Below are 18,054 nucleotides of genomic sequence, written 5' to 3'. Positions count from 1 at the left end.
AGGGCCGTCACGCGGCCAGGGCGCGGACAGCCAGGGACTGGCGCCGGTTGCGCCAGAAGGGGGCGTCGGGCCACCGCCGCTCCTCGCGGTAGTAGTGGTCCCGCGTCCGCAGGTGCTCCGCGAAGCCCAGACGCACCCGGGCCGCGTAGGCCTCCAGCGCGCCCGGACGGCCCCGCAGGTGCTGCTCCAGGGCCTCGGCCGCCAGCAGCGCGGAGCCGAGCGCCTGGGTGATGCCCTGGGACGACAGCGAGTCCAGCGTGCACGCCGCGTCCCCCACCGCGAGCCAGTGCTCCGCGTGGACCCGGTCCAGGCAGGCGACCGCCGCCGGCACCGCGCGCGGCGGCGCTCCGCTGAAGTCGCAGGCCTCCAGCCGCTCGCGGGTGGCGGTGGTGCGGGCCAGCAATCCCAGCCAGGCGTCCGGGCCGCGCACGCCGCGCAGGGACTCGCCATCTCCCATCAGCCCGACGACGACGCGGCGTCCAGGCAGCAGCGCGGAGTACCACCACCCCTCCGGCCGGGCCTCCACCAGCGCCTGCGTGCTGAAGGCCGCGCCCTCGCGCAGGAGGAAGTCGCCGTAGAGGGCGAAGCAGCGGTCCGCCACCCTCCGCCGCCCGCCCCGCGACGTGGCGAAGGCGGCCCTCCACCCGGTGGCGTCCACCACGAAGCGCGCGCCCAGGGTGGTGGGGCCCTCCACCGGATGGGACAGGCGCAGCTCAAAGCCCTCCGCGCCCAGGGCCTCGCACCCCACCAGCGCGGTGCCCGTGCGCACGGTGCCGCCGCGCTCCGCGACCTGGGCGCACAGGCTCGCGTCGAAGCGGGCGCGGTCCAGGTGCCAGGCCGACCCGAACGGGGCCATGAGCGTGTCGTGATGGCCCACGGTGGCGGAGCCCCAGCAGGACGCCGTGCCGCGCGACCGCAGGTGCCCGTCGCGCAGGAAGCGCTCCCAGACGCCCAGCCCCATCAGGGGCCGCCGTGCGTCGGGGGGCAGCGTCTCTCCGATGCGGGGCGCGCCGTGGGAGGTGCGCTCCACCAACGTGACGGACAGCCGCGTCCGGGCGCGCAGGGCCAGCGCCACTCCCGCGCCGGCCGGTCCTCCCCCCAGGACGGCGACGTCACAGTGGGCGTCGCTCACGGCAGTTGACCGTCCGACGTCAGCAGACGCTCCACCTCGATGTAGCGCGGCGCGGGATCATCCGCGGTGTCGGGCCCCTGGTCCTGCGGCCGGGCGTCCTTCCGGGCGAGGATGAAGCCCAGGCCCTTCCAGTTGGCGACCATCTGCTCGTCCTTGTCGAAGTTGATGTCGAAGGGACGCGTCCAGTAGCCCTGCTGCCATTGCTCGTCCGACCCCAGGTAGCGCACCTCGTAGGGGCGCTGCGACGGCCACCACCACAGGGAGGTGTTCTGCACGACCTGGTTGGAGCACTCGTTGAAGTCCGCCTGCCACGGCAGCGCCATGTACTTGGTGGCGTCCCCCGGCTCCAGGCCCTGGCCTTGGCTGGGGTTGGTGTCCCAATGCAGGCCGGTGCCATCCAGCGGGCGGTGCTTGAAGCGGAACGGCTCCATGAAGAAGTTCGGGTCGCGGGCGATCCAGGTCATCTCGATGCCCGGGCAGAAGGGCCCCCCCACGCAGTTCTCAAGCACCCCGCGGTCCAGCAGCTGCCCCGGGGTGGGCGTGGCCGTGCTGGGGGTGTCGTCGAAGAGGCCCTTGCTGAACTGGCTCAGCAGGAAGTACTGCGTCCGCGTGAGGGTGAGGAACCGCCGGGTGTGCTTGTCGGAAAGCGGATTGTCCCCCGCCATCTTCGGCATGCGGCCCGGATAGTCATTGGGCGAGTCCGGGTCGCGCACGTACTTCATGAAGTTGTGGGCGCTGGTCTGTGGCTTGGGAAGGTCCGCGTGCGCATCCACGCCCTGGTCGTTGATGCGCGCGGTCCAGCGATAGTCATTGGGGCGCTGGAGGATGGGCAGGATGTCCGCCTGGAAGTTGGGCCGGTAGCTGTCGTTGAAGTTTCCGCCCTGGCAGAGCGCCGGCTCCAGGTCCCGATGGATGACGAAGGTGTCCCGCAGCGTGTCGTACAGCGTGACCATGTTGAGGAGCTGGGGCGCGTAGGCTGGCGGGGCCACGACCATCCACGCCGGGAACTCCACCACCACCCGGGTGCCCCCCTCCAGGATGACCGTCGCGGTGACGGGCCCGTCCGACGTGTCGTCCCACCAGAAGTTGTTGTTGGCGTAGGTGTCCAGCCGCGGCTGCATGTAGGCCCGGGCCTGCATGAAGTCAGCGGTCTCCTGGATGTCCGCCGGGCTGTTGGACGTGTCCTTCGCCAGCTCCGCCACCATGGCGGCGCGGAGCGCCTCCTGCGTCGGGTAGCACTGGTCCGCCACAGGCTTGAGCTCCTTCAGGCGCTTGCGCTGCGGGTCCGTGAGGGTCGAATCGTCCTCCAGGATGTTGTCGATCAGGCCGGTGGAGAGGTCCCACACCGCCGTGGTGCCGGAGTGCCCCATGCCTCCCACGGTGTAGAGGTAGCCCTGGTCGTCCGCGATGACGCTCCCCAGCGTGGTGATGTCATTGCCTTCCGGCAGCAGCTGCGTCCGGGGAAAGGTCCGCGGGTAGCTCTTGCCCTGGGGGTCGTCGTTGGAGAACTCCGCGCGGAGCGGGAGCTGGTTGTTGCCCCGGCATGCCACGGTGCGGGGCCCCGGGTCGATGATGAGCGCCTTGCGGCCCGCGTCGTCCGTCGTGCGCGGATTGCGCAGCGGATGCGAGGCGTCATACACGCCGTCAGCGCCCTCCTGCTGCTGGAACTCGTACCAGGCGGCCTTCTTGTTCGCGACGTGGACGGTCCACTCGATGTCCACCACGCCATCAACGCCCGGCTGGACGCGCTTGCCCGGGGCGGTGGGGTTGGCGGGGTCGAACGTGTGGATCTGGAACCGGGCGGCCTGTCGGCGGATGCCCCCCTGCGCGTCGCGAAAGCGCGTCACGTCCCCGCCGGTCCGCTCCTGGGGCAGCCCTCCCGCGGTCTCCGGCCCCAGGTAGTAGTCCTCGCTGTCCCCGACACGGGCCACCCCGATCGCCGGGTGGATCTTGTAGCTGATGCCCATTGCAGCGCTCCTCCGGTGTTGGCCGGGAGTCCTGCAATTCATGGACCTTCATGAACAAGACTGGACTTGAGGAGCCGCGGAGGTTTGCGAGGCACCCGCCGCGAACCCTGACACGTCAGACTTGAAGACTGACGGGTCATGGCCCTGGCCTGACATGTCAGGTTCGAGCCGTATGGAGAGCGAAGCCAGGCGCCCCGACCGCTCCTGGCGACAACGCGGAGACGCGCACCCTGCCCGCGCGTGCCACTGCCGGGAGGTACTACGACATCGTGCAAGGCCATACGGCCTACACGGGAGTGACGCGCGAGGGACTGGGGTCGCCGTGCGTGGTACTTCGCCGTTCACGAAAGGAATGACCCCATGAGCACAGGAAGCTTCATCTGGTACGAGCTGATGACCCGCGACCCCGACGCCGCCGCGAAGTTCTACGGCGCCGTGGTGGGATGGGAGATCTCCGGCCCGTCCGCGCCCATGCCAAACGGAGTGGACTACCGCACGATCATGCGCGGCGATGGCGGCTCCGCCGGTGGCGTGCTGCGCCTCTCGCAGGACATGCTGGAGCATGGCGCACAGCCCGGCTGGTTCGGCTACCTGCACGTGGCCGAGGTCGATGCGGCCCTCCAGGCCATGGTGGCCGATGGCGCCAAGGTGCTGATGCCGAAAATGGAGCTGCCCGTCGGCACCATCGCGATGGTCGCCGACCCGATGGGGACGCCCTTCTACGTGATGGCGCCGATTCCACCACCCGGCAAGCCCGGAGCGAAGAGCGACGTCTTCGACGTGAAGGCGTCGCAGCACATCCGCTGGAACGAGCTGGGCAGCCCTGACCTCGCGCGCGCCAGGACGTTCTACGCGAAGCACTTCCACTTCCAGTTCAACGACGCGATGCCCATGGGCCCCCTGGGCGACTACTGCTTCATCGACCACGATGGCGTTCGGCTCGGGGCCATCATGCAGAAGCCCGCCGAAAGCCCTGGCCCCATCGGCACCTGGCTGTTCTACTTCGGCGTCGCCTCGGTCGCCGAGGCGCAGCGCGCCATCACCACCCACGGCGGCAAGGTGCTGCAAGGTCCGCACGAGGTGCCCGGCGGCGACTGGATTATCGTCGCAGCGGATCCCACGGGCGTCACTTTCGGGGTCGTAGGCCCCAAGGGCGAATGAAGCGAAGGAGCGCACTCATGGCGAACATCGAGAACAAGACCCGCCTCTGCCTCTGGTACGAACACAGCGCCGAAGAAGCCGCGGCGTTCTATGCCCGCACCTTCCCCGGCAGCTCCGTCGGCGCCAGGCACCTCGCGCCGGGCGACTACCCGGATGGCAAGGAGGGCGACGTCCTCACGGTGGAGTTCACCGTGCTGGGCATCCCGTGCATCGGCCTCAATGGCGGCCCCACCTTCAAGCACAGCGAAGCCTTTTCGTTCCAGGTCAGCACGAAGGATCAGGAAGAGACGGACCGCTACTGGAATGCCATTGTCGGCAACGGCGGCCAGGAAAGTCAGTGCGGGTGGTGCAAGGACAAGTGGGGACTCTCGTGGCAGATCACGCCTGCCGCCCTGACGGATGGCATGGGCGACCCGGATCCTGCCGCGCGCAAGCGGGTGTTCGCCGCGATGATGAAGATGAAGAAGATCGACATCGCGGCGATCAATGCGGCGCGCAAGGGTTGAGGCAGCCTCCCCGCGAGCCTGAACAAGGGGCCTGCGCCCACGTCGCGCGCAGGCGCCGGTGCTCAACTCGGTCTGATGCCCCCCGCCTGGTGTCTCAACAATCCGGTGCGGTGCAGGCTCGTCCTTCGACCCACCTTTCGACATGGGGACACCATGAACAAGCAGATCATCTTCAACCTGCCGGTCAAAGACCTCGATAAATCCAAAGCCTTCTTTTCCGCGCTCGGCTTCAGCTTCAATCCCAAATTCAGCAACGAGCGCGCGGCGTTCATGGACATCGTGGATGGCAGCATCCATGCCATGCTGACGACCGAAGCGTTCTTCAAGACCCTCATCCACAAGCCCGTCGTGCAGGCGAAGGACGCCAACGAGGTCGTCATCTGCCTGAGCTGCGAGAGCCGGGAGGAAGTGGACAGGCTGATCGCCAAGGCCCTCGCCGCCGGCGGCCGCACTCCGCATCCGCCCGAGGACCACGGCTTCATGTACGACCAGGGCTTCGAGGACCTCGACGGCCACCTGTGGAACCTTGTCTGGACGGCGCCGCAGGCATGATGCGGCCGGCCGGGCTGCTCGGCGCGCGGCCCTGATGGCGTGACGTTCAGCCCAGCGCGGCCCAGACGTAGACGGCCGAGTACGTCTGCGCCTCCGTCCAGATCTCCTTGCCCGTCTTCACGATGGTGGTGCAGTCGGCCAGCCACCGGGTGGAGTCGAACTCGAAGACCCCCGGCTCGGCCGCCACCACCACCGGCTCGCTCGCGCCCATGGTCACCGAGCTGAGCGGACTGGCGGACAGGCTGGTCGCGCTGAAGCGCCCGTAGAAGGACTGGAGCAGCACCGCGGCCTGGGTCAGCGCGACCGTCGCGTCCGTCCGCACGCGGAGCTTCGTCTTCCCCCAGTTGGTGTCGTTGACGGTGGAGGTCGACTCGTCGGCGACGATCCCGAACCACGCGTTCTCCTGGGCCTCGCCCAGCACGAGTCCCGACGGGCTCACCGTGCAGTTGGAGGCGCCCTTGCCCGTCAGCGTCCCCGCGCCCGTGACGTACGCGCCGCCCGGCTCGGTGAGGGACGCGGAGATGCCCGCCGACGCGCCCACGCCCCCGACGTCGTGGCTGCCCGAGGCGAAGTCGAGCTTGAAGCCCGACAGCACGGCGGAGGAGAACTCCGGCCAGGCCACCACGGCCTGGGGCCGGGACATCTGCCCCGTGGCCAGCTCGTCGCCGCTCACGACATAGCGCGTGCTGGACTCTCCGCCGACCCAGGCGATGACGGTGATCCACACCCTGGCGGACGACAGCGGCGTGCCCGTCACCTCCGCCTTCACCTTGACCTGCCGCCGGCTGTCCTCCCCCGCGTTCTCCCGCGTCAGCTTCACGCCGAACCCGGAGATGGGCGAGCCCCCCAGGTTCCCTCCCGAGGCCTTCGTGGCGAAGTTGATGTCGAAGCGCGAGATGCCATACAGCGCGAGCCCCACGTCGCCGGAGAAGTCGAACGTCGCCGTGTCCCCGGCCACCACTTCCTTGCGGCTGAACTCCCAGCTCATGACGCACCTCCAGGCCGCGGCCTTGCGATTTCGGCGATGACGAACGCCGTCAGGTTGCTCGACGGGGGCGGCGCGACTCCGTAGTCGTCTCCCGCGCGCGCGTTGAAGATGTTCAGGATGAGCGTCCCGGAGATGGTCTTCCCATTCGAGATGCTCAGCGCGTCGCTCGTGACGCCCGCCTCGAACAGCTCCAGGTCGCTCGTCTTGTCCCTCTCGAAGCTGAGGTTCACGTTCTGGAGGAGCACCCCAGCCCGGCGCACCGTCTCGCCCGTGTCCAGGGTGGGCGTCACGCTGAAGGCGCACGTCACGCCGTCGCGCTCGTCGTCGACCTCCGTCCACTTGCCCGACGACGTGTCGATGGACAGGACGCGGTAGCTGGTCACCCCGTCGGTGGACAGGAAGGCCACGTCCGCCGTTCCGGTCCGCTCCTCACCACCGCTCTGGGTCGCCGTCCCGCCGACCTTCGCCAGGGCGCCTCCGGGCTTCTCCACGGAGGAGGTGAAGGACAGGCTGCTCACCTCCTTCGCGCTGCTGCCCGCGATGTAGAAGCCGGCGAGGAACGCGCGGGCCTCCGCCGACGCGGAGGCGATGGGGATGGCCTCCGGCCACTGCCCGGCGAGCCCGTAGAGGTTGCCCGCCACCGCCTGGTACGCGGGGTTCATCAGCCCGAGCACCGCGACCACGGTGACGCGCACGAAGCTGTCGTGCCCGCTGCCGTCCGTCGAGCTGGCCGCCTCGGCGCCATCGTAGTTGGTCATCACCAGCGCCGCCGTCACGTGGACGGCGTCCTCGGTGAGGTTGGGCACCAACGTCACGCTGGCCTGTCCCACCGACTCGGAGGTGGAGCCGTTGTCGGCGTAGTACAGCCGGAAGTAGCTCAGCCCCGCCATCGCGGCGAGCACGCGCTCGCCGGGCAGCAGGTCTTCACTGAAGTCCACCTTCATGGGGGACGCCCAGGTCTTGTTCTTGGGCATCACCGCCGTCTTCACACAGATTCGCATCGACGCTCCCCCTGCTCAGGAAATTCCAAAGGGGCCGATGAGCCGGCCGGCAGGCCCCAGGTCCATGCCTCCCGAGCTGCCCATCACGCTCAGGTCCGACAGTCCTTCCAGCACCGCGCTGCCCGCGGATTCGAGCTTGCGCGTCAGCCGCTCCTTGAGCTTGTAGCGATTCTTGACGTAGCCGAAGGACGTCCCGCTCACGCCCACGGTCAGCCCCCAGGCCCCGTCCAGGAAGACGTTGAGGGCGTCCTTCCAGCCCGCCCCGAACTCGTTCTCGCCGTAGACGGCGAGCGTCACCAGGTTGGTCAGGGGAATCGAGACCAGTCCGGCGACGGTGTAGCCGATGGTGTTGCCCAGCGCGCTGTGCGGCAGCGCCACCGCGAATTGCTCCCAGGCGTCCTGGGCGGGGCTGAGCTTCTTCTGCAACTTGTCCCAGTAGGTGGCCTCGGACATCCACTTCTTCGCCTTCGTCGCGCGCGAGGCGTCTGGCTTTGCCGCGGCGTCGGCCAGCAGGCCGGCATGCTGCGTGAAGCCACGCACCTTCTCCTCGCGGCCCGCCCTGGCGCGTCCCTGGATGCCGCCAGAGATGCCTCCGCGGATGAAGCCGCTCACCGCCCCCACGCCCACCATTCCGGCGAACTCCTTCCAGCTCCATTCGTCGGCGGTCAGCGCGTAGGTCATCCCGTTCCAGCCGGCCGCGGAGAGGCTGCTCGCGAGCGCTGACAGCCCCGCGGTCCTCCCCATCGTCGTCACGTCCACGACCAACCCCGCCACCGTCCCCGCCGCGGTAGCGATGCCCGAGAACACGATGACCGCCGCGCGGGCGCCGCTCGAGATGGCGCCCGTGCGGTCCACCCGCGTGGTCGGGTGGTTGCCCGCGTAGGTGTAGGGGCTGGGGAACTCGTCGGCCGGGTCCGGCGCGTAGAAGCGGCCCAGCACCGGATCCAGGAGGCGGGCGTTGAGGTTGTAGAGGCCCGTCTCCGCGTCGTACTCGGCGCCGGAGAAGCGCAGGCGCATCCACGGCGCGGCGCCCGTCGCCTCCCGGGTCGCGCCGAAGGCGGCGTAGCCGAAGCCCTCCACCAGCGTGCCCTGCGCGTCGAACAGCGCGCGGGTGGAGCGCAGCCGGTCGCTCGAGGCGTGGTAGCGGACGCCGTCGCGGTAGACCAGGGGGCAGCCCGTGGGCCCCGGCACGTACAGCACGGTGCCGCTCCTCCCGCCCGTCACGAACAGCGGCTGGTTCTCCCCCGGGAAGCGCACTTCGCGCTGCTCACCGTCGGAGCCCTTCACCCGGGTGGCCACGCGGACGCCGTCGGCGTCGTAGGCGTACTCGACGGTGCGCGCGTCGCTGGCGCCGGGGCGGACCTGGATCCGGCGGGGCAGCGCCATGCCGGGCGCGTAGGCGAAGTCCAGGTCCACCGGTCCGGTGCCTCGGGTGCGGCGCGATGAGACCGTGCCATCGGCCCGCCAGGTGAACGACGTCTCGCCGCCGTCCGGCCACGCCACCCTGTCCAGCCGGTTGCCGCCCGGCGCGTAGGACAACCGCGCGCCGGAGAGCTCGCGGATGTTGCCGTTGAGGTCTCCCTCGTACTGGAAGCGCTCGGGGGCATCGGTGCCCTCCACGGTGTCGGAGGCGGTGATGCGGCCCAGCCCGTCGTAGCCGTAGGCGAGCTGCTCCCGGTGCGCGCCGAGCACCGCGCTGGTGCCCCGCACGTTGCTGTCGGGCGCGAAGGTGTACGCCTGCGTGGCGCTCGTCCCGGCGGAGGCGGCGGAGCGCAGCAGGTGGCCCGGCGAGTCGTATTCCAGCGCCCACGTCACGGGGCCGGAGCGGCTCGCGCGCACCCGCGCCATCGCATCCCACGCGAACGAGGCCAGCTCCGTGCCCGCCTCATCCTGGATGGAGGTGATGTTGCCCTGGACACCTCGGCCGTACCGCAGCGGCCCGGGCTGGGGGAGCAGCTCCCGCGGCAGTCCGAGCCGCACCAGCGCGTTCGTGTTGTCGTAGCCGAAGGTCACCTCCAGCGGCGCGGCCTCCTCGCCGTCGTCCCACGTCACGCGCAGGGTGCGCGCCTCAAGCTGTCCCAGCGGCGTCCAGCGATACGCGGAGTCCACCGTCGCGGGCGCGCCCGTGTCCTGGGAGCGCGAGCCCACCAGCTGCCCCAGCGCCAGCGCGTCCCAGCCGTCGCCGTCGTAGCGCCACACGCCCGTCGTCACCGCGCCCGAGCCCGGCTCCGTCAGCGGCCAGCCCGGGAGCTCCGCCCGTTCGAGCAGCAGCGGCTCGTTCCACTCGGCCGTCACGTGGCCGCGCGCCGTCATCCGGCTGAGCGCGTCGTAGGTCGTCCAGGTGATGCGCCCCTCGGCCGCGTCCGCCGCGGTCTGGGCGAAGCGCGCGCGGCCCCCCCGGTCGTGGACGTAGCGCGTCTCGCCCGCGTCGGGCGTGGACTCGCGCAGCAGCCGGCCCAGGCAGTCGTAGTCACGGACGATGGCCGCGTCCGTGCCGCTCCGCCAGCCGTCGGGGAGGATGACGCGCGTGCGCGTACCCGTGGGCTCCATGCCCAGGTCCATCGCGGAGACATAGGTGGATCCGTCCACCAGCGGCACGAGCACGGCGAGCGCGGCGTCCTTCGCGTCGCGCACCCGCAGGCGCCGCTCGCCCACGGGGGAGATGAACGTGGTGACGCGGAAGTCGGTGGCCGGCAGGTCCAGCCCCGGGAGCACCGCCGCGTCCGGCGCGTAGCGCACCTTCGCCGTGGGCCGCGAGTCGGCGGACGTGGTGTACGGCTCGACGATGGCCCACGCGGCGCCCGGCAGGCCCACCTCCACGGTGCGCCCCAGCGGTGACGCCTCCAGCAGGCGCCGCGAGTACGGGTAGCCCCCGTCCGCGGAGCAGCCCGCCTCGCCGTTCCAGTAGTCCGTCGCGTCGCCGGCCATGACGCCGCTGCCCGCGAGCGAGGCCTGGAAGGCCGGCAGGTCCACCAGCCCCGTCCGGTAGAGCAGCGGGGCCAGCGCCGCGCCCGAGCCGAAGTCACCGGGCACGGACTTCGTCTTCACGATGGTGCGCCCCAGCGCGTCCTCGATGAGCTGGTTGACGAGATAGGTGTCGCCCCCGAGCGCCTGGAGCTGACGGTCCGCGCCGGTGGAGTCCTGCAAGCGAGCCTGGATCACCGGCCCCTCCATCCACGCCAGGTTGCGCAGGCCGAGCGCACCGGTGCCGGACGTGAGCGCCGCGCCTCCGCGCACGCCCGCCGCCACGGAGAACACCAGGCCGCCGTCCGTCCAGAACAGCAGCCGGCCCCCCGTCACCACCAGCAGCAGCGAGGCCGGGCTGGATGCGCCCGCCCCCACCGGCGAGACACCCTGCCCGCCCACGTCCAGGCGCCAGCCGGCGTCCCAGGTGAGCCGCGCGGCGGTGCCCACCGTGAAGCCGAATCCCGGCGAGAGGCGCACCGGCCCACCGTCGACCGCGGTGGGCTCCACGTAGAGGGCCCACTCCTCCGCCTCCGGCGCGGTGGCGGTGAGCGACGCGGCGGTGGTGCCCTCGTGCAGCAAGAGGCCCGAGTCCGCGCGCCAGGCGCCCTCCGCCGAGGGCGTCCAGGCATCGCGCCACGCCTCGCCGTCGCGGAACGTCTGCACGGTGCCGCCGCGCGTGGCCTGGAGGGCCACCTGGGTGTTCGGGTCTCCCGGCTCGAAGGTGGCGTTGCGCTGGCGCGAGCTGAACTCCAGCTGCACGCCCTTCAGCTGTCCGTCCGCGCGCACCTGGCCCACCATGCGCCGGGTGGGGCCATAGAACGCCCGCGACGTCAGCCCTCCAGGGCCCACGTTGGCCGTCAGCTTCCGCGTCCCCGGCTCGAAGGCCTGCGCCATGACGTTGGCCTCGCGCGGGTAGAAGCCCACGTCGTCGACCCACAGCTCGCCGCCGCCCGCGTCGACGCGCAGACGGATGGAGAGCGGACCTTCGGACGCGAGGCGCGCGCGGTACTCGCCCAGCGCGATGGCCGCCTGCCCCCAGGTCCAGCGCCCGGAGGTGTCGTCCAGCGCGAGCCGGAGGGGCTCGCCCACCACCGTGCCTCCCGAGGTCACGGTGATGGTCAGCACGGGCGACGCGCCGGCCGCGGCGCCACGGGGACGCGCATACCAGCAGCCGGCGACGTAGGTGCGCGCGTTGTCGGCGGGCGTCAGCGGTGCGCGCTCCACGGCGGCGTCACCCCCTGGAAGCCACGCGCAGCGGACGCCGGTGTGGGCGCGCTCCGAGGTGATGGCGGCGCCTCCGGTGAAGGACCACGCGGCGACGGGCTCCTGCGACTCGAAGCCGCAGGCGTCGGCCTCCTGCGCGGCCAGGTCCGCGTTCGTCACCATCAGCAGCGGGAGCTGCCCGCTGGCATCCACCCGCGTGGAGTGCGCCATGCCCGAGGCGTCCTTCGACAGCGTGGCGATGCCCCGGGCGTCGCGCGTCAGGATGCGCGTGCGCGTGAACCATTCCGGAGGGACGGTGGCCGCGCCGAACGGGAACCGGGCGCCGTCGGAGGCAGTCGGGCCGCCCCAGTCGTAGCGGGCGGACACGTCGAGCACCGTGCAGCCTCCGGCCGTCTCGAAGGGGCCGTAGGTGGTGGCGGCGCACGCGGACACGGTGTCCACGCCGTCCTTCGGCCGCACCCGGGTGCGCATCTGCGCGACGCTCGTCAGCACGTTCTCCCACGCCAGGGCGCGGTAGGCGGGCACTTCGGCGGCGAAGGTGGTGGCCATCTCCGTCGTCCACGTCACGCCGTGGACGTCGCGTGTGTCGAACGACTCGGAGGTGGTGCCCCCCGTCAGCGGCGCGGGGAGTCCTCCCAGGTAGCCATAGCGCGTCTCCAGCGCGAGGCCGTCTTGCATGGAGCGGATGCTCGCTGGCCGCACGTAGGCGCCATGCAGCACCACCTCGCTCCACGTTCCCCGCGCCGCGTCCTGGAGCGACGTGAAGCCGGCGCGCGACGTGAAGACCTCCCAGGTGTTCGTCTCGCTGGCGACCAGTCCTCCGGTGTAGCCGCGCACCGCCGTGGGGGACCTCGGATCCTCGTCGCTGTCCACCGTGTAGCGGCGCCGGGTCGTGGGGTCCTCGACGGACCAGTAGAGGGCGCGCCCGTCCACGCGGCGGGCCTCGTAGACGGCCTGGGCGGACAGCGCCGCTTCGGCGGGGAACAGCGCGCGCAGGGCCTCCGGCACGGGGGTTCCCGGCGGTACGTCCGGCGTGAGGCCCAGCGCGGCGGAGGCGGGCGCGGCGAACAGCGCGGCGCCCTCGAAGGTGAGCGTCTGGAGGGGCTGGCCGTCCAGCATGCTCAGGCCCTCGCCCGTGGCCCCGTTGTCGTAGGTCGTCACGGTCCGCCCGGCGCGCGCGGCGGAGGGGTCGTCACAGCCGTCCCAGGCCGTGGAGCGGTAGTACTTGATGATCTCGCCGGATGGGTCGCACGCGGCGCTCACCCGGTCGAAGCTCCACACGGTGCGCAGCCGCTCGCCCAGGCCGGTGTCGATGGACAGCGAGCGCACCGGGAAGTCGACCAGCGCGCCCTGGATGTCGCCCCCCACGAAGCGGTGCAGCGTGAGGCTCGGCGCGCGCTCGAAGTCGGGCGCCGTCTGCGGGTAGGTGACGAGGGTCGAGGGGCCCGCGGGGCTCTTTCCCGCGCGAGGTGGAGACAGCAGCCCCTCGGGCGACAGGGGGCTGACGAACGTCTGTCCGGCGATGGTGGAGGTGGCCTTCGCGCGGCCGTTCTCCAGCAGCGCCAGGGCGATACGCGCGGCGCCCGCGCCCGGAGGCAGCCGCCACCCCGTGAAGTCCGGGGCCGCGTCGACGACGCTGAAGAAGTCCGTGCCTTCCGGAGCCCCCTCGTAGACGGGCTGCTCGCTCTCCGGCCCCTTCCACCCGGGCGCGGCGCCGCGGTACCAGACGGTGTTGGAGGCGACGATGAAGTCCTCGCCGGTGGCCGCGGGGTAGCCGGAGTCCTCTCCTGGCGGCAGGGCCGGCAGCGTCCTCGGCGCGCGCGCGAAGGTGCCGCTGTCGGCGTCGTACGCGAGCAGCCGCGTGGTGACGCCATCCGCCACGTTGAGCACCTGAAGCACCACGTCGCGCCCATATGCGTAGGCCAGCCAGCCCGGCCGGCCGCGCCCCTGGTCGGTCAGCGCCTCGGAGGTGTTCCAGGTCACGCCATCGAAGCGCCACAGGTAGCGGTCGGTCCCCACCAGCTCGTTGCCAGACACGGACGGCACCGGCGGCCATGAGGGCCGGGGCACCTGCGTGACGGAGGACAGGCGCAGGTCTTCCGCGTCCACGCCCTGCCCTGCCTGGAACTGGTAGTCCGCGTCCCAGCGGCGCACGCGCAGGGCGTAGCGGCCGGTGGCGTTGGAGTCCAGGGCCTCGCACCACGCCACCATGGAAGGACCGTCCGCCCAGGCCATCTCCGTCTGCCGGGGCCCCAGCTCCACGTCCAGGGAGCCGCCGTCGCTCCACCGGTGGTCGCCGTCCAGCCACGCCAGCGACACCGTCCCCTTGCCGTTGAGGTGCTGCCACAGCAGGTAGCGCTCGCCGCGCGCGAGCACCTGCATCGTCCGGCCGCGCACCGCGGGCGCATCGCCGCCACTCCACGCGCGCCGCTGCCAGTCCCACGTGAGCCGGTAGAGGTTGTCACCGGCGCCGTCGAAGCCGGAGACGACGGCCAGCAGGAAGCTCTCTCCGGCGGCGAGCCGGGCGCCCGTCGCCCTCGGGAAGGACAGCCACGAGGTGCCGGCTTCGCCCGAGTACGGCTCCCACTCCCACGCGCGCAGCGTGCCGCGCCGGAACGGGAGCACGCGCACCTCGTCGCCCACGCGGAAGGTCAGCCCGAAGAAGTCCATGGAGGTGACGCCCGCGAGCGTGTCCGCGTCCAGCGCCTGCTCCCCGTCGTAGACGAGCCCCTCGCTGGAAGTGGAGCGCTGCCAGCGCCCCGTCCACGTGTGGACCTGGAGGCTCAGCCGCCTGCGCTGCGCATCCAGCCAGCAGGTGACGGCGTAGTCCGGCCCCAGCCAGACGAAGGGCGTGTTGCCGGTGGCGCCGAAGCCCGCGGGCGGCGTGACGGTCAGGTCCCGCTCGCAGATGTCCAGCGGGATGGCGCCGTCGTACGTGAAGGTGCCGGTGGCGCCCTCGGGATAGGTGACGCGCGTGAGCGCGCCCGGGTGGGCCGCGCCCTCCTCCAGCGCATAGGCGAACACGTAGCCGGGCAGGCTGCGCCCGGCAGGGTCCTGCTCGGTGATGCCCGTGAGGAAGCGCTTGCAGAGGTCGGCGGACGACGCGGCGGGGGTGCCGGGCAGGGCCTGGGGCCGGGCGTAGTCCAGCGTCACGCGGTACAGCTCGCGGCCCGCGTCGTCCAGGACGCGCAGCTTGTCGAGGTACAGCGTCTCGTAGCGGTCCTGGAAGGCGTTGGGGGTGGTGAGGTTCTCCGGCGCCACGCCGTCGGCGGCGGGCACGAGCACCTTGTGCGGATCCTGGTACTCGTGGACGGTGGCCGTGTACCACTTGGGCGCGTAGTCCAGCGCCACGCTCCGGCCGCCCACGCCGGTGATGCGCGAGAGGTAGCAGGCCTTGGTGTACGGCAGCCCGTCGGGGCCCACGCGCTGCTCGACGGTGGGGAGCAGCCCGTCCGCGCCGCGCTCGAAGCCGTTGTACGCGTAGGTGACGCGGTCGCCGTAGCGGTCCACGCGCGCGACCAGGTTCCACGCGCGTGCGTACTGCGCCTGGCCCTCCCCGCGCGTCGAGCTGCCTACCCAGCCGCCCCGCTCGCCGCCGAAGCGCACGCCCCACTCGATGCCGTGGCCGGCGCTGGTGGCGAAGCCCTGGGAGGTGACGGAGACGCCACCGCCGAAGACCCGCTGCGTGCCCGAGTCGTCCACCGCCACCCAGCGCTCGTAGGTCGGGTAGTAGCGCACGCGCCAGAAGCTGAAGTCCTGCGGCTCGAAGCCGAGCCCGCCCGCCGCCACCGCGAGCACCTGGGCGCCGTCCGCGCCGGCCTGCTCCGACAGGACGAAGGACTGCTCGTGGATGGGATCCTCCACGTCCCAGGGGCCCTGCCCGCTGACGGTGGCCTCGGGGGACAGGGGGAGGCCGGCTCCGGCGAAGGCGGCGATGAGCTCCCGCGAGACGTGGGGTCCACCGAGCCGCGAGCCCAGCGCCGCGTCCAGCAGCGCGCGGACCCACGGGCGGGTGGTGGGCACCAGCCGGTTGCGAGCGCCTCCGGACTCCAGGCTGAAGCGCCGCGCGGCGAGCGACAATCCGCCATCCGACTCCGCGACGATCCGCTCGCGCGGGAGCATCCAGCCCAGGCCGACCACGCTCGTGGGCGCGTCGAGGTTCCAGCGCGTCGCGGCGAGGTGGATGGAGCTGTCGTAGGAGAGGCCCAGGTCGACCGCGAGCGTGTCGTCTCCGAGCTTCCCGGGGAGCTGGACCAGCGGGCGCTGGTAGCTCACCGAGCCTCGAAAGAGGTTGATGCTCTGCCTGAGGGAGCCGACGTCGGTCGAAGCGAATTGGGCAGGACGCTGCGGGGGGACCTGGTGGGGGGCGAGCGAGGAGGGCATGACGGTCCAGGGAGTGGATTTGATGGGCGCCCGTGATCCGCGGCGCGAGGCCCGCCGTCTTGCGTGGAGCGTGCCAGCACGCATCCAGGCCCGCGCGGGAGCGCCTCCCTGGGGAACACGGCGATGGAGCACGGGCTGACGCGTTGCCTGGACACGCGTGTGCGTTCGCGCGGAACGCACGGCGGCCTGGGGTGCCCACCTCTCCCCGCGCACGCGCGGATCCCTGGATCCTCGCCATCGCCTGCGTCAGCCTGTCGCGCGGTTCCCGTGCGCCCTCCCCGCCCGCTGCCAGTGAAGGCGCATCCCCAGCGGGTTCACGGCTTCGGCGCGGGCTCCTGGGCCGGAGGGTCGCGCAGGTCCGCGCGCACCACGGCGTCGCCGAAGCGCTCCACGTTGCTCAGCCACGCCGCCGCGTTCTTCACGTAGCGCGCGGTGCCCGCCGTGTCCCACTTGTTGTAGAGGCGCGTGAAGCCACCGTCGAAGATGGCCCGCTTGCCACCGTTGTCATAGAAGGCCGCCACCAGGTTGCCCGCCGAGCCATGAAGCAGCGGCGTGAGCTGCGGGCTCGGCTGGATGGTGGCGATGGTGATGCCCTCGTAGAGGTACTCGAGGCCCGTGGTGAGCAGGTGTCGGCGCAGCAGCCCCGGCCCCGCCCCATCCTTCCGCAGGCCGACGGTCTGGTCTCCCATGACGTCCCCCACCATGCTCGTGCCCAGCAGCGCCTTGCCCACCACGTTGGCGTCCGCGTAGTAGGGCGCGTTGTCGCCCCAGATGTACACACCGTGTCCCGCGTCGAAGAACTCCTTGATGACCTTCACGTGCTCGGGCGTCAGGTGCTGCGTCGAGTCGGAGATGATCCACAGCTGACACGCCTTCTGGAGTCCCTTGCGCAGCTTCTTGGGCTCGGGCGCGCTGTTGACCCAGCGGTACACGGAGAAGCCCTTCTCCTTCAGCGCGGCCTTCGGCAGGGAGAAGTCGAAGCCCTGCGTGTAGAACTGGAGCACGGCCACCGTCTGCCCCTCGAAGGCGCCGTCCACGGCGAGGTCGTTCTGGTTGCCTTTCGCGTTGCCCCAGCTGTCGCGCTGCGCGGGGCGCACCACTTCGCGCACTTCCCGGGAGCCGTCATCGCGCGTCACCTCTTCGCGAATGCGCTCCACGGGCGCGTTCTGCCCCGCCGCCCTGTTGTACTGCGCGAGGGCCGAGGTGGAGGACAGGACAATGGCAATGCAACAGAACAGCGGGCGGAGTGCGAGCACGAGAGCCTCGATGGGAAGGACGTGGCCCCTTCCACGCATGGCCCCGCGAAAAGTTCTCCCTCCCGTGCGCCATCACGCCGCTGATGCCAATAGCAGCCAGACATCGCGACGGCCCTCTCCATGAACTGCTCCTCTCTCACGCGCATCCAGGGGGCCTCGCCAACTCCAAGCGGGGGCCCGACCGCCCGCCTGTCCCTCCAGAAAACGCTGTCGCGCTCCCCGCGGGATTCCAGATTCCGGAGACCGGTCCAGGAACTGGAAAACAGACGCCGCAGGTCTCTCCCCTTCGCCCGCAATCCCTTGCAATGACTGAGATAGAGGGATGACGCCTTGCGTGGCACAACCGCTGCACTGTTGCTGTGCATGCACGGTAAAATCCTCCTCCTCGACTCCAAGCCCCCGGTTCGTGGGGCGACGGCGCGTCACCTGACGGCTGCGGGCTTCACCGTTCTCACTGCGCGCACGGATGGACAGGCGCGCGGCCTGCTGGACACGCACCCGTTCGACGCCGTCCTCATCGACCACCCCTTCGGCCGGCCCGGCCTGGAGGAAGGCCTGCGCTTCGCTCGCGACCTCCGCCTGCACGACGCGCACCTTCCCATCCTGCTGATGACGGCGCAGCCCCTGGACGAGGTGCGCCACTCGGCGTGGTCCAGCGGCATCACCAAGCTGCTGCCCAAGCCGCAGCTGATGCCCGTGCTCCTCCTCCACCTGTCCGCGCTCATCCCCGCCGCGGCCAACGAGGACCAGCCCCAGCCCATCCCGCTCGTTCGCTAGAGAACCGGACACCTCTTCTTCCCGGTTTCCGTCCGGATTCCGGAAAATGGATCCGCAACCTGGACAACTGCGCGTGGCGGACGCCCGTCCGCCTGGCCAAGTGGCTGTAAAGACTTCATCGCTCGTGGCTCCGGGTCCCT

Annotated in this window: 10 protein-coding genes; 4 read left to right on the top strand and 6 right to left on the bottom strand. The window is 71.3% G+C overall.

From position 1 onward, the window contains the following. Positions 1-7: 7 nt before the first annotated feature. Together U8525_RS01260 and U8525_RS01255 are read right to left on the bottom strand one after the other, a co-directional pair. The gene (locus U8525_RS01260; protein ID WP_374259985.1) at positions 8-1,132 is read right to left on the bottom strand and encodes a tryptophan 7-halogenase; all 1,125 of its coding nucleotides are present in this window, start codon (positions 1,130-1,132) and stop codon (positions 8-10) included. Beyond that, complete coding sequence (locus U8525_RS01255) at positions 1,129-3,099, bottom strand: LodA/GoxA family CTQ-dependent oxidase (protein ID WP_374259983.1); 1,971 nt, start codon at positions 3,097-3,099, stop codon at positions 1,129-1,131. The genes U8525_RS01260 and U8525_RS01255 overlap by 4 nt, the downstream gene beginning before the upstream one ends. A gap of 360 nt (positions 3,100-3,459) precedes the next feature. On the opposite strand from U8525_RS01255, the gene U8525_RS01250 reads away from it, so the two are divergent. From U8525_RS01250 to U8525_RS01240, 3 genes are all read left to right on the top strand, one after another. After that, the gene (locus tag U8525_RS01250) at positions 3,460-4,260 is read left to right on the top strand and encodes a VOC family protein (protein ID WP_374259980.1); all 801 of its coding nucleotides are present in this window, start codon (positions 3,460-3,462) and stop codon (positions 4,258-4,260) included. 17 nt (positions 4,261-4,277) lie between these two features. After that, complete coding sequence (locus U8525_RS01245; RefSeq protein ID WP_374259977.1) at positions 4,278-4,766, top strand: VOC family protein; 489 nt, start codon at positions 4,278-4,280, stop codon at positions 4,764-4,766. 153 nt (positions 4,767-4,919) lie between these two features. Continuing rightward, the gene (locus tag U8525_RS01240) at positions 4,920-5,318 is read left to right on the top strand and encodes a VOC family protein (protein ID WP_374259975.1); all 399 of its coding nucleotides are present in this window, start codon (positions 4,920-4,922) and stop codon (positions 5,316-5,318) included. Positions 5,319-5,364: 46 nt separating this feature from the next. On the opposite strand, the gene U8525_RS01235 is transcribed toward U8525_RS01240, so the two are convergent. The 4 genes from U8525_RS01235 to U8525_RS01220 all read right to left on the bottom strand — a co-directional run bounded on the left by U8525_RS01235 (position 5,365) and on the right by U8525_RS01220 (position 17,137). Beyond that, complete coding sequence (locus U8525_RS01235; protein ID WP_374259973.1) at positions 5,365-6,306, bottom strand: hypothetical protein; 942 nt, start codon at positions 6,304-6,306, stop codon at positions 5,365-5,367. Next, positions 6,303-7,307, bottom strand: coding sequence for a hypothetical protein (locus U8525_RS01230; protein WP_374259970.1), 1,005 nt, complete (start codon positions 7,305-7,307; stop codon positions 6,303-6,305). The genes U8525_RS01235 and U8525_RS01230 overlap by 4 nt, the downstream gene beginning before the upstream one ends. Positions 7,308-7,322: 15 nt before the next feature. Then, entirely contained in the window at positions 7,323-15,773 is an 8,451-nt protein-coding gene (locus U8525_RS01225) for an RHS repeat-associated core domain-containing protein (RefSeq protein WP_374259968.1), read from the bottom strand. Between the two features lie 422 nt (positions 15,774-16,195). Further along, a complete protein-coding gene (locus U8525_RS01220; protein WP_374259965.1) occupies positions 16,196-17,137 on the bottom strand; it encodes a hypothetical protein in 942 nt (313 codons plus the stop codon). Between the two features lie 363 nt (positions 17,138-17,500). On the opposite strand from U8525_RS01220, the gene U8525_RS01215 reads away from it, so the two are divergent. Next, on the top strand, positions 17,501-17,914 hold the full coding sequence (locus tag U8525_RS01215; protein WP_374259963.1) for a response regulator transcription factor: 414 nt from the start codon (positions 17,501-17,503) through the stop codon (positions 17,912-17,914). Positions 17,915-18,054 lie beyond the last annotated feature (140 nt).

It is taken from the genome of Corallococcus sp. RDP092CA (assembly GCF_041903675.1).
GTDB lineage: Bacteria > Myxococcota > Myxococcia > Myxococcales > Myxococcaceae > Corallococcus.
Note: the sequence above shows the minus strand (reverse complement) of the source record. Positions and strands in the feature narration are given on the sequence as shown.

Coding starts and splice junctions, on each gene's coding strand:
- U8525_RS01255 (WP_374259983.1), bottom strand. CDS start 3,099: ATGGGCATCAGCTACAAGATCCACCCGGCGATCGGGGTGGCCCGTGTC.
- U8525_RS01250 (WP_374259980.1), top strand. CDS start 3,460: ATGAGCACAGGAAGCTTCATCTGGTACGAGCTGATGACCCGCGACCCC.
- U8525_RS01245 (WP_374259977.1), top strand. CDS start 4,278: ATGGCGAACATCGAGAACAAGACCCGCCTCTGCCTCTGGTACGAACAC.
- U8525_RS01240 (WP_374259975.1), top strand. CDS start 4,920: ATGAACAAGCAGATCATCTTCAACCTGCCGGTCAAAGACCTCGATAAA.
- U8525_RS01235 (WP_374259973.1), bottom strand. CDS start 6,306: ATGAGCTGGGAGTTCAGCCGCAAGGAAGTGGTGGCCGGGGACACGGCG.
- U8525_RS01230 (WP_374259970.1), bottom strand. CDS start 7,307: ATGCGAATCTGTGTGAAGACGGCGGTGATGCCCAAGAACAAGACCTGG.
- U8525_RS01215 (WP_374259963.1), top strand. CDS start 17,501: ATGCACGGTAAAATCCTCCTCCTCGACTCCAAGCCCCCGGTTCGTGGG.